Annotated in this window: 14 protein-coding genes and 1 tRNA gene; 11 read left to right on the top strand and 4 right to left on the bottom strand. The window is 62.9% G+C overall.

All coding sequences use genetic code 11. From position 1 onward, the window contains the following. Positions 1–23: 23 nt before the first annotated feature. Positions 24–1,004 carry a Bug family tripartite tricarboxylate transporter substrate binding protein gene (locus GJW30_RS06985; RefSeq protein WP_096353444.1) on the bottom strand — a complete coding sequence of 327 codons (981 nt, stop codon included), beginning with the start codon at positions 1,002–1,004 and terminating at the stop codon, positions 24–26. Positions 1,005–1,155: 151 nt separating this feature from the next. Next, on the bottom strand, positions 1,156–1,602 hold the full coding sequence (locus GJW30_RS06990) for a nuclear transport factor 2 family protein (RefSeq protein ID WP_096353446.1): 447 nt from the start codon (positions 1,600–1,602) through the stop codon (positions 1,156–1,158). A 240-nt stretch (positions 1,603–1,842) separates the two neighbouring features. On the opposite strand from GJW30_RS06990, the gene GJW30_RS06995 reads away from it, so the two are divergent. Next, complete coding sequence (locus tag GJW30_RS06995; RefSeq protein ID WP_096353448.1) at positions 1,843–2,718, top strand: hypothetical protein; 876 nt, start codon at positions 1,843–1,845, stop codon at positions 2,716–2,718. A gap of 204 nt (positions 2,719–2,922) precedes the next feature. Here the strand turns inward: GJW30_RS06995 and GJW30_RS07000 are convergent. Beyond that, a tRNA-Ser gene (locus tag GJW30_RS07000) sits at positions 2,923–3,012 on the bottom strand. Positions 3,013–3,227: 215 nt separating this feature from the next. Here GJW30_RS07000 and GJW30_RS07005 point away from each other — a divergent pair. The 7 genes from GJW30_RS07005 (at position 3,228) to GJW30_RS07035 (ending at position 7,000) form a co-directional block, all read left to right on the top strand. Further along, on the top strand, positions 3,228–3,632 hold the full coding sequence (locus GJW30_RS07005; RefSeq protein ID WP_096358703.1) for a carboxymuconolactone decarboxylase family protein: 405 nt from the start codon (positions 3,228–3,230) through the stop codon (positions 3,630–3,632). After that, entirely contained in the window at positions 3,629–4,522 is an 894-nt protein-coding gene (locus GJW30_RS07010; RefSeq protein WP_096353450.1) for an NAD(P)-dependent oxidoreductase, read from the top strand. The genes GJW30_RS07005 and GJW30_RS07010 overlap by 4 nt, the downstream gene beginning before the upstream one ends. Before the next feature lie 36 nt (positions 4,523–4,558). Then, positions 4,559–5,302: an oxygen-dependent tRNA uridine(34) hydroxylase TrhO gene (gene trhO / locus GJW30_RS07015; protein ID WP_096353452.1), complete on the top strand. Its 744-nt coding sequence runs from the start codon at positions 4,559–4,561 to the stop codon at positions 5,300–5,302. Positions 5,303–5,349: 47 nt separating this feature from the next. Then, positions 5,350–5,535: a hypothetical protein gene (locus tag GJW30_RS07020; protein ID WP_096353455.1), complete on the top strand. Its 186-nt coding sequence runs from the start codon at positions 5,350–5,352 to the stop codon at positions 5,533–5,535. A gap of 148 nt (positions 5,536–5,683) precedes the next feature. After that, positions 5,684–5,980, top strand: coding sequence for a hypothetical protein (locus tag GJW30_RS07025; RefSeq protein WP_096353458.1), 297 nt, complete (start codon positions 5,684–5,686; stop codon positions 5,978–5,980). 9 nt (positions 5,981–5,989) lie between these two features. Next, a complete protein-coding gene (locus GJW30_RS07030) occupies positions 5,990–6,439 on the top strand; it encodes an MgtC/SapB family protein (RefSeq protein ID WP_096353460.1) in 450 nt (149 codons plus the stop codon). 36 nt (positions 6,440–6,475) lie between these two features. Next, complete coding sequence (locus tag GJW30_RS07035; protein ID WP_096353462.1) at positions 6,476–7,000, top strand: ECF-type sigma factor; 525 nt, start codon at positions 6,476–6,478, stop codon at positions 6,998–7,000. Positions 7,001–7,003: 3 nt separating this feature from the next. Here GJW30_RS07035 and GJW30_RS07040 read toward each other — a convergent pair whose 3' ends face one another. Beyond that, positions 7,004–9,445 carry a serine/threonine protein kinase gene (locus GJW30_RS07040; protein ID WP_096353464.1) on the bottom strand — a complete coding sequence of 814 codons (2,442 nt, stop codon included), beginning with the start codon at positions 9,443–9,445 and terminating at the stop codon, positions 7,004–7,006. 168 nt (positions 9,446–9,613) lie between these two features. Between GJW30_RS07040 and GJW30_RS07045 the strand changes: the two genes are divergently transcribed. Genes GJW30_RS07045 through GJW30_RS07055 form a run of 3 tightly spaced genes read left to right on the top strand, consistent with a single transcriptional unit; the run spans position 9,614 to position 12,784 of the window. After that, positions 9,614–10,846, top strand: coding sequence for an aminotransferase-like domain-containing protein (locus tag GJW30_RS07045; protein WP_096353467.1), 1,233 nt, complete (start codon positions 9,614–9,616; stop codon positions 10,844–10,846). Next, entirely contained in the window at positions 10,839–11,525 is a 687-nt protein-coding gene (locus GJW30_RS07050) for a DUF938 domain-containing protein (RefSeq protein ID WP_096353470.1), read from the top strand. The genes GJW30_RS07045 and GJW30_RS07050 overlap by 8 nt, the downstream gene beginning before the upstream one ends. A 23-nt stretch (positions 11,526–11,548) precedes the next feature. Further along, entirely contained in the window at positions 11,549–12,784 is a 1,236-nt protein-coding gene (locus GJW30_RS07055; RefSeq protein WP_096353472.1) for an MFS transporter, read from the top strand. The last annotated feature ends 4 nt before the right edge of the window (positions 12,785–12,788 follow it).

Genomic DNA, 12,788 nt, shown 5'->3' on the forward strand with positions numbered 1-12,788 from the left:
CGCCCGTTTAACGCTGACGCCGGTCAATCGACCTTGATGCCGGCGGATTTGATCAACTCCGGCCAGCGCTTCTGCTCAGCCTTGAGCAGGTCGTCGAACTGTTTGGGAGAACCGCCTACGATCTCGGCGGCTTGCGCCTGTGAGATCGCCTTGGCCACAGCGGGTGTCCCGATCACCTTGTTGAAGATGCCGTTGATCTGGCTGACCAACGCGGGATCCATCCCGGCGGGCGCTACAATGCCGTGCCACAAATCGATCGAGAATCCCGGGACGGCTTGAGAAGCCGGTGGTGTTTCCGCGAGTTCGGGAATCTGCTTAGCGGGAAAGCCGGCCACTGCGCGCACCTTGCCTTCGCGGATGAAAGCGATGCTCGTGGACACCGAGACCGCTGCAACGTCCGCCTCGCCTCGCAAAAGCGATGTCGTCATTTCCGCACCGGAGCGATACGGAATGTTGATCATCTGAACGCCCGCCTGTCCGTTCAGGTAGGCCATAAACAAATGCGTCCAATTGCCGATGCCTGCAGAAGCGTAGTTGAATTTGCCGGGCTGTTGTTTCGCCGCGGCAATCAACTCCCCGAGCGATTTGTAAGGGAGATCAGGCCGCATCAGCACGACAGTCGGCAGATTGGCGACATGGATGATCGGCGTGAAGGCGGTCTGAACGTCGTAGCTCAGCTTCGACTGCAAAGCGTTGGCTGCAGCATTGGCACCGATCTCGGCGAGCAGGAGCACGTAGCCGTCAGGCTGTTCGCGCGCGACGCCCGTCGCGGCGAGTGTGCCGCCGGCACCTGGCCGATTCTCGATAACAAGTGGCTGTCCGTTGGCGAATTGCGCGAAGCCATTCGATAGGTTGCGCGCCAAGGTGTCGGCCGCGCCGCCGGCGCCGACGGGCACGACCAGTTTGACGGGCCGGTCCGGCCATTTCGTTGTCTGCGCTGAAGCCGGCGTCGCGGCGAACAGGAGCGCGAGTGCGACGACAAAGTGAAGTGGGCGTGCATTCATTAGCTTTTGCGGCTCCCTGCTGCAGTTCGCTTCATCGGAGAACAGCGTGGAAATTTTTTTGGGCAACGCTCACGAATAAGAGTGAGGCGTTGTGCTGAAAACGTTCAGCCCAACGCCTACTCCGCCGATTCAACCGACAGCTTTGGTGTGATCAAAGTTTAGTTGCCGCGCGGGACAACAACTTCCAGTCCGCGCCCTGCTTTTGCCAGTTCATCAAGATGTGGAGGTTCTGAGGGACCTTCTTGCCATCAGCCGTGAATTCCTGCTCGCCGACAAAGTTGAAGCGCACGATGGCGGTAGGGCCCACGATACGGATCGTGGGATTTTTGTATTCGAGCGAAGCCCATTTGTAGTTCGCGTTCTTGGTGCCTGTCGCCAAGCTCTCTCGAGTGTCGATCGAACCACTGGAGTGGCTGTAGCTGAGTTCTGGTGCGCTGAGCGAAGCGAGCGCCTCGCCATTGTTGGCGACCTGCGCGACGCGGAAGGCTTCGAGATTTTTCGCAATCGCGTCTTCATCCGGACCGGCATAAGCCGGGACGACGCTGAGCAGTGCCGCGGCAAGCGCGGGAACCATCAAGATACGACGATTGAAGTTCATTTTTTCCTCCAGTTTTTTTTATTGACGACAGTGTTGCAGCCAAGCTCGCTGTTGTCGAGCGACATTCAAACATCGCCGCGCATGCGAAACGGCTACCTGCGCAGGCTACACCACAAACGCACGAATAGGATGATCGCGAAAACCCGCCAATCTGTGATGGCCGTCACAGCCGGCAATACCCCGTTCGCATACTAAACCCACAGACCGATCGCAGTGATCGATCAACACGGGAGAAAAGTTATGCGAGCACTAGCATCCAAAACGACCTACGCCGACGATACCACGCTCAACACCTCTACGATTGATTACAGCCAAGCGGTTCTTACCAACAAAGTTTTGTTGCCCAAAGGTCCGCTTCCCGACCTTGTCAGCGTACCGACCGAAGGCAACGATGTCCTTCGGGGCACCTCGTCCGCCGACACGATCAATGCTCTTGGCGGCGACGACAAAATATACGGCAGCGCCGGCGCCGACTTCATCGATGGCAATCGTGGTTTCGACACCGTCGATTACACGGCGTCGTCAACCTTCGTGATGGTCGATATGCACCGCACCAGCGGCCCGATGGGTTTCTTCGGAGATGCCGACGGCGACGTCCTGATTAACGTAGAACGCGTCGTCGGCTCGAAGTTCGGCGATTTCATCAACGGCAACGACGCCGGAATGACGCTCGATGGCGGTGGCGGTGGCGACTATCTGACGGGTGGCATCGGCAACGATATCATCATCGGCGGTGCCGGTGACGACGTGCTCCGCGGCGATTTCAATGCAAACCCGTTAAGCGCTGCGCCCGGCGGCTACGACACGTTCGTGGTCGGCCAAGGAGCAGATCGCATCGTCGACTTCGAGCACGGCAAGGACAAAATTGTCGTCGAGGGCATGACGGCGGCGGCATTCGGCACCGACGGCATTCTGGCGACCTATAACTCGTCTCGCTACGACGAGTATCAAAACTTGTCGCAAGACAAAATGCTTTACGACTACGACACCGACAATCTCTACAAAGTCGAGAGCTATCAGATCGTCAACGGCCACGTAAATTACGTCAACGTGTCGCTGATCGCGCACTTCGACAACGGCGCCGTACCAACGGCCAGCGATTTTCTCTTCGTCTGAGATGAGCTGGCAAGCAACCGCAGAGGGCGAGAACTTCGGTTCTCGCCCTCGTCGCTATCGCGACCTGCGCCGCGCCACGTCCAGCGAAAGGGCGTGAACGTCTTTTGATCCATCGGGAGAATTGAGGCGTCGTCGCTGACCCGCCGATAGCAGCGGCATCTGAAGTCGCGCATGAATGAGCGGAGAAAGACAGCGACCAAGACATGGCGGAGAGAGAGGGATTCGAACCCTCGATACGGTTTCCCGTATACACGCTTTCCAAGCGAGCGCCTTAAGCCACTCGGCCATCTCTCCGTGCGGCGCGCACTATAGTCAAAAGCGCCCCTACAACAAGGGGCGCGGGCCGTTTATTTCGGCCGCCGATATCGGCCAAAAATCTCGCCGCTAGAGCCACTTAGCAACCGATCGCGCGCCCGCGAGAACGCCGCCGTCGAGCCATGCGCGCGCCGCGTTTGCGAGTCGCGGCGCAATCTGCGAATCCGGAGCGCAACCACAAGGAGGAAAGCCGAATGGCAAAAACCGAAATGTTCGATAAGGGCCTGAAGATCCGCCGCGATGTGCTCGGCGCCGAGTATGTCGACGCCGGCATCGCCAAGGCGGACGACTTCATGATGGCGTTCCAGGAAATCACCACCGAGTGGTGCTGGGGTTATGCGTGGGGCCGCCCGGGCCTTGACCGCAAGACGCGCAGCCTCCTGAACCTCGCGATGCTCACCGCGCTCAACCGCGCTCCTGAGATCAAGCTGCACACCAAGGGCGCGCTCGCCAACGGCGTCACGGTCGACGAGATCAAGGAAGTGCTGCTGCACGCGACCGTTTACTGCGGCATTCCGGCCGGCCTCGATGCTTTCAAGGCGGCGCATGAAGTGCTCGTGAATGAAGGCGCCGTCTCCGGAAAGCCGGCCAAAGCATGAGCACGAAGCGAGTAGCCTTCATCGGCATCGGCAACATGGGCTGGCCGATGGCCGCGCGCCTCGTCGGCGCCGGCTTCGACGTGACGGTGGCTGACGCAGTCGCCGGCCGCGCCGCGAAATTCGCCAAAGAGGTCGGCGGCAAAGCCGCGAACAGCGCGGCCGACGCCGTCGCGGACGCCGACGTCATCATCACGATTTTGCCGACCAGCAAATTCGTCACCGACGTGATCGGCAGCGTGCGCGAGCAACTTCCGACCGGCGCGCTCGTCATCGACATGACGTCCGGCGCTCCGGCGGTCACGCGCGACCTCGCAAAATCGCTCAAGGGCGACGGCATCGATATGATCGATGCGCCGGTCTCCGGCGGCGTTTCGCGCGCGATCACCGGCGAACTCGCGATCATGGCGGGCGGAGATGCCAAAGCGCTCGATCGCGCGACACCGGTGCTCAACGCGATGAGTACGACGATCCACCGCGTCGGCGATGTCGGTGCCGGGCAGGCCATGAAGGCACTCAACAACCTCTGCTCCGGCGGTGGATTCTTGATCGCCGTCGAAGCTCTCGCGATCGGTCAGAAATTCGGTCTCGATACGCAGATCATGACCGACGTGCTCAACGCCTCGACCGGTATGAACAACGCGACGCAGAAGAAGCTCAAGCAGTTCGTGTTGTCGCGGAAGTTCGATAGCGGCTTCGCGCTCGATCTCATGGTCAAGGACCTGTCGATCGCGCTCGAAGTCGGCCGCGATACCGCAACGCCGACGCCGTTCGCGGCGCTCTGCCGCGAAATGTGGGCAAGCGCCGCCGCGATGCTGGAACCCGGCCAGGACCACACGGCGATCGCGAAAATGACCGAGCAATTGGCGGGCACCAAGCTCGGCGGGAACTAGTTTCCTTAACGCATGGCGGCGTGGTAAAGCGCCGCCATGCTGTCCGTCGTTGCCCTTTATCGCTTTGCGCCGCTGCCGGATTTCCGCGAATTGCGGGAGCCGATCCGTGCTGCCTGCGCGGAACGCGGCATCAAGGGCACGCTGCTGCTGGCGCCGGAAGGCATCAACGGCACTCTCGCGGGTGAAGACGCCGCGCTGAAGGGCGTTCTCGGCAAACTCGAAACACTGCTCGGCGCTCGCTTCGCCGGCGCCGAGGTGAAATTCTCGACCGCGCAAGAAATGCCATTCCGCCGCCTCAAGGTGCGTCTGAAAAAGGAGATCGTGACACTCGGCGAACCGTCGGTCGATCCGCTCGCGTTGCGCGGCATCGATGTCGCGCCCGAAGCCTGGAACGATCTCATCGCGGCGAACGATGTGTGCGTCATCGATGTGCGCAATGCCTTCGAGGTCGAGATGGGTACCTTCGTCGGCGCGACCGATCCGAAGCTCGAACACTTCAGCGATTTTCGCGACTATGCCGCCGAGCAGCTCGATCCCTCGCACCATCGCAAGATCGCGATGTTTTGCACCGGAGGCATTCGCTGCGAGAAGGCGAGTGCGTATCTGCTCGCGCGCGGCTTCGACGAGGTCTATCAGCTCAAGGGCGGCATCCTAAAATATCTCGAAGTCGTGCCGGAAAGCGAAAGCCGCTGGCGCGGCGAATGCTTCGTGTTCGATGAGCGTGTCGGGCTCGGCCACGGCCTGCGCGAAGCCAAGAAATCCGCGCCCGGCGACGCGTGAAGATTATCGTAACCAGCCACTGCTAGCGTGCGCCCGACGGAGGGGCCATGGCAAAGCAGAGCAGCACGAAAACGCCGAAGAAAAAGCGCGAGCCTGCGCCGCCGCCGCAAACCGAAGCGCATCGCACGTTCTCGCACGCGCTCGGCTCTTTGCGCGAAGGCGCTTACGCCGTTATCGGCTGCGCGGTGATTGCCGGCGTGCTGATGCTGCTGCACATGCGCCCGTTCGGCTGACGCAAACTCATCTTCTCCATTCCCCGCACGGGAACGAATCCTTTTCTCAGCGATTGGTATGGGCATAGGGGCTGCTGACGGCCTAAGTCCACGCGGCCGAATTGTCACCCGTAAAAGCGCGTGACGCCAAACGCAGGAGAAGACGGAAATGAAGGCACCGAAATTCGCAACGATGTCGCTCGATGCGCTGTACAGCATGCGCAACACGCTCGAAAAAGCGATCTCGAGTCAGCTGAAGACCGCACGCAAAGGCATCGCATCGCTGACCGCAACGAAGCCGAAGCGCAAGACGAAGAAGAAGGCGTCCAAGGCGCGCGGCGCAACAGGCCGCAAGACGACGGCGCGCAAGACCACTGCACGCAAGGCAACGCGAATGGCAAAACCGATGCGGCGCGCCGCTGCGAAGCGCAAGACGATGACGCGCGTCTCGCGCAAGCGCAAATAAGATCCGCACGTGGATCTCGCGTTCGACGATATCGCACTCCGCCTCGGCGCCGCCACCGGCGCCGGGATGCTGATCGGGCTCAACCGCGATCTCGCCAGCAAGCCGATCGGCATGCGCACGCTGGGGCTCGTCAGCCTCGGTAGCGCGGCCGTCGCGGTCGCGGGAATTCAACACTCTAACCTGGCCGACAATGCCGATGCGCTCAGCCGCGTCGTGCAGGGCGTCATTCAAGGTGTTATGGCCGGCATCAGCTTCATCGGCGCCGGCGTTATTCTGCGTGACGCAAAAGCGCGCTCGGTCGAAGGCCTGACTACGGCCGCGACAGTGTGGATCGCCGCAGCGCTCGGCATCGCGAGTGGGCTCGGCGCATGGCGCACGCTTGCGATCTGCGTCCCGTTGACGCTGCTCGTTCTCTATTGCGGGCCGATGATCGAAAAGCTCACCAGCAATCCGGACTAGTAGTCAGAGCGGCGCGGACCTCTTAAGCTACGTCGCATGACCGAGACCGATCCAAAACTAAGCCTCGATGCTTTGACGCGCAGCCTTTACGACGGCTTGCGCAAGATTGCTCATCGCGAGCGTATGCGCGCCGGCCGTCCGTCGACATTGCAGACGACCGCGCTCATCAACGAAAGCTACATGAAGCTGCGCGCGAGCGGCGGCTGGACAAGCAAGGAGCATTTCCTTGCCTCGGCGGCGACCGCGATGCGCCACGTTCTCGTCGATGCGGCGCGCGCGCGTTTGTCGCTCAAGCGAGGCGAGGGCGTCAAAGCGGTCCCGATCGACGAGGCGCTCGACGCGGCCGAGGTCGACGATCCGGAAGTCGTCCGCATCAACGACGCACTCGAGCGTCTTGCCGAGATGGACCCGCGCATTGCGCGCGTCGTCGAATGCCGTTTCTTCGCCGGCTACAGCGAGGAGGAGACCGCGAAAATTCTCGGCATCAGCGATCGCACGGTGCGCCGCGATTGGTTGCAGGCGAAGGCCTGGTTGTTCAAGGAACTGCAGGAAAACGATTAGCCGTCACGGCCGCTCCTTCTGTTGCGCGGCACCTGCGATCACGGCGCGCAGTTTCGCGACTTCGTCGAGATGAACCTGAGCGCTCGGGCCGAGCTCCTTCAGAATCGATTCAGCCGTATCCGCGTCGGCGCGTGCCGCATCGAGATCGCCGCGCCGCAGATTAATCGCGCAGCGCGTCACGATGCCGAGCGCCGTATAGAGGTGCCGTTCTCCGTAAGTACCGCGCGCCTGGATCAGCGCTTCGTTGTTCTCCGCCGTTGCGTCGTCGATGCGGTCCCGCATCAGCAGCGTGACCGCACGGCTCTGCCGCAGAATGATCGCGATCTGGCTTGCCGGCCCGCCGAACGTGATCGCGGCCGGCAGCGCCTCGTCGAACACCTTCAGGGCCTCGTCGGGCTTCTCCAGCACGATCAGCAGGCGACCGTAGTTGAGTTGCAGGCTCGCAAGCGCCATCGAGGGTCCGTAAAGCGTGCGGCGAAGCTCGACGGCTTCGCGCCACATCGCCTCGGCTGCGGGCACGTTACCGGCGCGGAGCTGCGCCGCCGCGCGATGCGACATGACCGCGATCGCGGTTCCGGAACGCATACGGCCTTGTTTCTCCAACAGCCGCCACGCCTCGTTGAATGCCGCGTCGGCTTCGGCGGCTTGTCCGCTTTCGATGTAGTGGACGCCGAGATTATTGTAGCGAATGGCTAGGATCTCGCTGTCTTCGCCGAGCAGTTTTCGCGCAGCCTCCGTCGAAGACCGTAACAGCGCGATGCCGTCCTCGCGCTTTCCGTTTTGCCGCAGAAGCGATGCTTCGATCGCGTCGGCTTCCCCGATCTCGCGCGCGAACCGCTGCGGCTCCTTCATCCATTCGGCGCGCGCCTCGGTGAGATAACGCCGCGCGGCGTCGAGCTGACCGCGGCGCACCGCGATCACCGCGAGCGATTGCTTAGCTTGCGCGATCGCCACCGTCTCGCTCGGCGGCGCAAGTTTGATGTAGCGCTCGAGTAGCGGCGCTGCCGCCGCGAAATCGTCGATCTCGGCATAGAGTTCGCCGATGACGCGGAACAACTCCGGCCGCGCCGTGCCTGCGTCGGCCTCGCGCACGAGTTCGCTCGCAGCCGAATCGAGCACCTGCTTTGCTGTGGCAAGACCCGGACGTCCTGCTCCGCCCGCCGCACGGAACGACAGCATCACGTAGTCGCGCACCGCTTCGGCGCGTGCTGTCTCCGCCTTGGCGCGCTCGCTCGCGATGGCCGTGCGGTAGGATTGCCAGGTGTAAGCCGTGAGCCCACCCACCGCGACGAGAAGCACCAGCGCCACTGCCGCAAGCGCTCCGCGCCGCCTGCGTAGAAAGCGGCGGACGCGGTACCACGTATCGCCGGCGCGCGCTTCGACCGGCCGCAACGCAAGATGCCGGCCGATATCCTCCGCGAGTGCGCTCGCGCCCTCGTAGCGCAGCGCCGGTTCGCGCCGCATCGTCTTCGCGATGATGGCATCGATGTCACCGGTGAGCAGTGTCGGCGCGATCGGCGGAGACGAAACTTTCGCGGCTTCTTGGCTTGCGCGCGGTGGCTCGTCCTGCAGGATGCGCAACGCGGCCGGGAACGGCGATCCGTCGATCCGCCACGGCGGTTTGCCGACCAGCACTTCGAACAGATTGGCGCCGAGTGCGTAGACATCCGTCGCCGTCGTCGGCAAGCGGCCTTCGAGCTGCTCCGGCGCCGTGTAGTCCGGCGTGACGATCGCTTCCGTCATCGCGCCTTGATCGGTTTCCTTGATGAAGCGCGCGATGCCGAAATCGAGCAGCTTCACCTGTCCGTCGCGCGTCACCAGGATGTTGCCGGGCTTGAGATCGCGATGGACGATCAAGTTGCGATGCGCGTGCGCGACCGCCGCGCAAACATCGGCGAACAGCTTCAGCCGTGCCGCGAGATCGAGATTGTTCTCGGCGCAGTAGGTCGCGATGTCGACGCCTTCGACATACTCCATCGCGGCATAAGGCCGCCCATCCGGCGCGATGCCGCCGTCGATCAGGCGTGCGATGCCGGGATGTTCGAGCCCGGCGAGAATCTGCCGCTCGGTCTTGAAGCGCTCGAAATGCTGCGCGGCTTCGGGCCGCAGGAGTTTCAGCGCGACCGTTTGATCGAAGGCGCCGTCGGCGCGCGACGCGCGATAGACCTCGCCCTGTCCGCCACGTCCGATCAACTCTTCGATCCGAAATGCGCCGACGCGCTCGCCCGGCTTCAGCGACGAGTATTCGGGCTTCGCCTCGACGGCTTTCGCCTCCATGAAATCGCCGGTCGCATCCGCAGCGACCAGAAGCTGCCGCGTCTCTTCGACGATATCGGGCGCAAGCGTCGAGCGCGCGAGAATCTGTTCGCGCTCCGGCGGCGGCCGGTCGACGAGATCGTCGAACAGGCCGCGCACGGCGTTCCAGCGTTCGCGCTTTGCGTCCATAAAATAGTCCTCTGCGCCATCATACCGGCGCGCCCGGCGGCCGCAAAACCCGCATGTGATAGGATAAACGAGAAATCGCTGCCACTCCGGCCATAGCCGCGTTGCGCAGCGCGGTCTTGCGTCGCGGCCCGGCAAGTGACAGAGACGGCGAGGGAGGAACAATCAGAAATGACCGACGCGACCACCTTCGCATTTCCGAATGCATTTCGCCGCGGGCTGCCCGAACCGGCCGCGCGGTTTGCCGGATTGCCGAAGCACAATTTCGTCTGGGGCCACAACGATCCGACCCAAGTTCCCGCCGAAGAGCTCGCCGCCTGCGCCGAGAAAGTGCTGCGCGAGAAGGGCCATCTGCTCGGCATGTACAATCTCGGTCAGGCGCCGCAGGGTTACGAGCCGCTGCGCGCCTTTGTCGCCGAGAAACTCAAGCGCCGCAGCGGCATCACGACGACGGCGGCCGACATCATGCTGACCTCCGGCTCGCTGCAGGCGATGGATCTCGTCAACAACGTGATGCTCGATCCGGGCGACACCGTGATCCTCGAAGAATTCACCTATGGCGGCGCCATCACGAAGGTCCAGAAGCTCGGTGTCCAAGTCGTCGGCGCGCCGCTCGACGAGGGCGGCATCAAGATCGATGAGCTCGATCGGATTCTCGCGAACCTCAAGACGAAGAACATCAAGCCGAAATACATCTACACGATCCCGACAGTGCAGAACCCGACCGGCTCGATCATGAGCCTCGAACGGCGGCGGCAACTCATCGGCGTCGCCAAGAAATATGGCGTGCCGATTTACGAGGACGAGTGCTACGCCGATCTCGTCTGGACGCATGAGCGCCCGCCCGCGATCTATTCGCTCGATCCTTCGCACGTGATCCACATCGGATCGTTCTCCAAATCGCTCGCGCCCGCGCTGCGCATCGGCTACATCGTCGCGGATTGGAGCGTGCTCAGCCGCATCCTCTCGATCAAGACCGATGCGGGCTCCGGCGCGCTTGAGCAGATGGTCGTCTCCGAGTACGTCACCGATAAATTCGACGAGCACGTCACCGATCTAACCGATGCGCTGAAGGAGAAGCTCGACGTTCTCGTCGATGCGCTCGCGCAGGAGTTCGGCACGGCGGCGGAATTGTTTGTGCCGAAGGGCGGCATCTTCCTGTGGCTGAAATTGCCGGACCATGTCGACGTGCGCAAATTCACGCAAACCGCACTCGCGCAGGGTCTTGCGTTCAATCCGGGTCCCGAATGGTCGTGCAATCCCGATAGCGCGAAGAGCCACATGCGGCTCTGTTTCGCATTGCCGAGCGTCGAGCAAATTCGCGACGGCGTCGCCGAGCTTGCGCGCATCTGCCACGAAGAGACGGGCGTGCCGGAGCGCGGCCGCAACGTGAAACGTGGCTGAGCGTTCCCATTGGTTCGCTGGTGGCGATGCGGCCGGCGCATTGCACTCGCCCGCGACGGTGCGCAATCGCGAGCCGATCCTCGCCGTCCTCAAACGGCACTTACCGGAAACCGGCACGGTGCTCGAACTCGCCGCCGGCTCCGGCGAACACGCTGCGTTCTTCGCCGCCGCATTCCCGCAGCTCGCGTGGCAGCCGAGCGATCCGGATGCCGCCGCGCTCGCCAGCATCGAGGCGCATCGCCAAGCCACAAGCGTGCCGAACCTGCGAACGCCGCTGCAGATCGACGTCACGGCGGCCGATTGGCCCGTGACCGTGGCGGACGCCATCCTTGCCATCAACATGCTGCAGGTCGCGCCGCGCGCCGCGCTCGGCGGTCTGATGCGCGGTGCCGCGCGCACGCTGACGCAAGGCGGCGTGCTCTATCTCTACGGCCCTTACCTCGATGGCGCGGAAACCGCCGACAGCAACATCGGCTTCGATACGTCGCTGCGCCTGCGTAACCCCGGCTGGGGCCTCTACGATTGGCGCGATGTCGAGGCGGCCGCCAACGCGGATGGCCTCACATTGGTCGACCGCGTCGCCATGCCGGCCGACAATTTCAGCCTGGTTTTCCGCCGTGCCGCGGACTTGGATGCGGACTTGGGCGCAGACTTGGACAACCGCCGGGACCTCGAATAAAGGTAGCGGGCCGGAGCCTTCCCATGAATCGCGATCGCCTGCACTTCCTCTACCTGAATATCGGCCACTTCCTCGATCACATGTTCACGCTGATCTTCGCGACCGTCGCGGCGCTCGCGCTCGTGAAGGAGTGGAACCTCTCCTACGGCCAACTGCTCGCTTACGCGACGCCGGGCTTTTTCGCCTTCGGTCTCTTCTCGTATCCGGCCGGTTGGCTCGCCGATAAATGGAGCCGCGACGGCATGATGGCGGTGTTCTTCGTCGGCATCGGTATCGCGTCGATCGCGACCGGTTTTGCGCAGACGCCGCTGCAGATCGGCATCGGCCTTTTCGTCGTCGGCGTGCTCGCCGCGATCTATCATCCGGTCGGTCTCGCGATGGTGACGGCGAAGTGGAAGAACACCGGCATGCGCCTCGCCGTGAACGGTGTGTGGGGTAATCTCGGCGTCGCCAGCGCCGCGCTGCTCACCGGCTATCTCATCGACAATGCCGGGTGGCGCAGCGCATTCTTCATCCCGGGCGCGATCTCGATCGTCATCGGAATTTTCTACACGGTCTCGCGTTGGCAGGACATCGTCGCGGATCGCAAGCCCGCCGCCGCGCCGGTCGCCGGGCCGCCGATGTCGGCGGACTTGAAAGCGCTGCTGCTGCGCATCTCGATCATCGTTTTCTGCACGACGGCCGTATCGAGTATCATCTTCCAGGCGACGACCTTCTCGCTGCCGAAGATTTTCGACGAGCGCCTACGCGGTGTGGCGGCATCCTTCTCGGCGTGGCTGGAGTCGCTCGGCTTTCCCGGCAATGCCGATATCGCGACGATGATCGGTGCGTTCGCGTTCGTCGTCTTCGCGGTCGCGTCGATGGCGCAACTCGTCGTCGGAAAATTCCTGGACGTCGTTGGCCCGCGCCCGGTCTTCATGGTCGTTGCGACCATGCAGTTGATCTTCTTCTTCCTGATGCCGGGCTTGAAGGACGGGCTCGCCTTCGCGGCGGCGCTCGGCTTCATGCTCGGCGCCTTCGGTCAGATCCCGATCAACGACTACATGATCGGCAAGGTCGCGAGCGGCGAGGCGCGCGCGCGCGTTTACGGCGTCCGTTATGTCGTGAGCTTCACCTCGCTCGCGGCGGCGCTGCCGCTCATCGCCTTCGTCTACGAGAATTGGGGCTTCGACGTGCTGTTCCGCATTCTCTCGGCGGCCGCACTCGTGATCCTGCTGGCGGTGTCGCTGCTGCCGCGCAAGCTTCCAGTCGCGGCGTGATCTC

The sequence above is a fragment of the Variibacter gotjawalensis genome (genome assembly GCF_002355335.1).
Lineage (GTDB): Bacteria > Pseudomonadota > Alphaproteobacteria > Rhizobiales > Xanthobacteraceae > Variibacter > Variibacter gotjawalensis.

What these genes read in the sequence shown, in the direction of transcription:
- GJW30_RS07020 (WP_096353455.1), top strand. Translation starts at nt 5,350, where the DNA reads ATGGCAAAGCAGAGCAGCACGAAAACGCCGAAGAAAAAGCGCGAGCCT.
- GJW30_RS07040 (WP_096353464.1), bottom strand. Translation starts at nt 9,445, where the DNA reads ATGGACGCAAAGCGCGAACGCTGGAACGCCGTGCGCGGCCTGTTCGAC.
- GJW30_RS06985 (WP_096353444.1), bottom strand. Translation starts at nt 1,004, where the DNA reads ATGAATGCACGCCCACTTCACTTTGTCGTCGCACTCGCGCTCCTGTTC.
- GJW30_RS07010 (WP_096353450.1), top strand. Translation starts at nt 3,629, where the DNA reads ATGAGCACGAAGCGAGTAGCCTTCATCGGCATCGGCAACATGGGCTGG.
- GJW30_RS07035 (WP_096353462.1), top strand. Translation starts at nt 6,476, where the DNA reads ATGACCGAGACCGATCCAAAACTAAGCCTCGATGCTTTGACGCGCAGC.
- GJW30_RS06990 (WP_096353446.1), bottom strand. Translation starts at nt 1,602, where the DNA reads ATGAACTTCAATCGTCGTATCTTGATGGTTCCCGCGCTTGCCGCGGCA.
- GJW30_RS06995 (WP_096353448.1), top strand. Translation starts at nt 1,843, where the DNA reads ATGCGAGCACTAGCATCCAAAACGACCTACGCCGACGATACCACGCTC.
- GJW30_RS07025 (WP_096353458.1), top strand. Translation starts at nt 5,684, where the DNA reads ATGAAGGCACCGAAATTCGCAACGATGTCGCTCGATGCGCTGTACAGC.
- GJW30_RS07005 (WP_096358703.1), top strand. Translation starts at nt 3,228, where the DNA reads ATGGCAAAAACCGAAATGTTCGATAAGGGCCTGAAGATCCGCCGCGAT.
- GJW30_RS07045 (WP_096353467.1), top strand. Translation starts at nt 9,614, where the DNA reads ATGACCGACGCGACCACCTTCGCATTTCCGAATGCATTTCGCCGCGGG.
- trhO (WP_096353452.1), top strand. Translation starts at nt 4,559, where the DNA reads ATGCTGTCCGTCGTTGCCCTTTATCGCTTTGCGCCGCTGCCGGATTTC.
- GJW30_RS07055 (WP_096353472.1), top strand. Translation starts at nt 11,549, where the DNA reads ATGAATCGCGATCGCCTGCACTTCCTCTACCTGAATATCGGCCACTTC.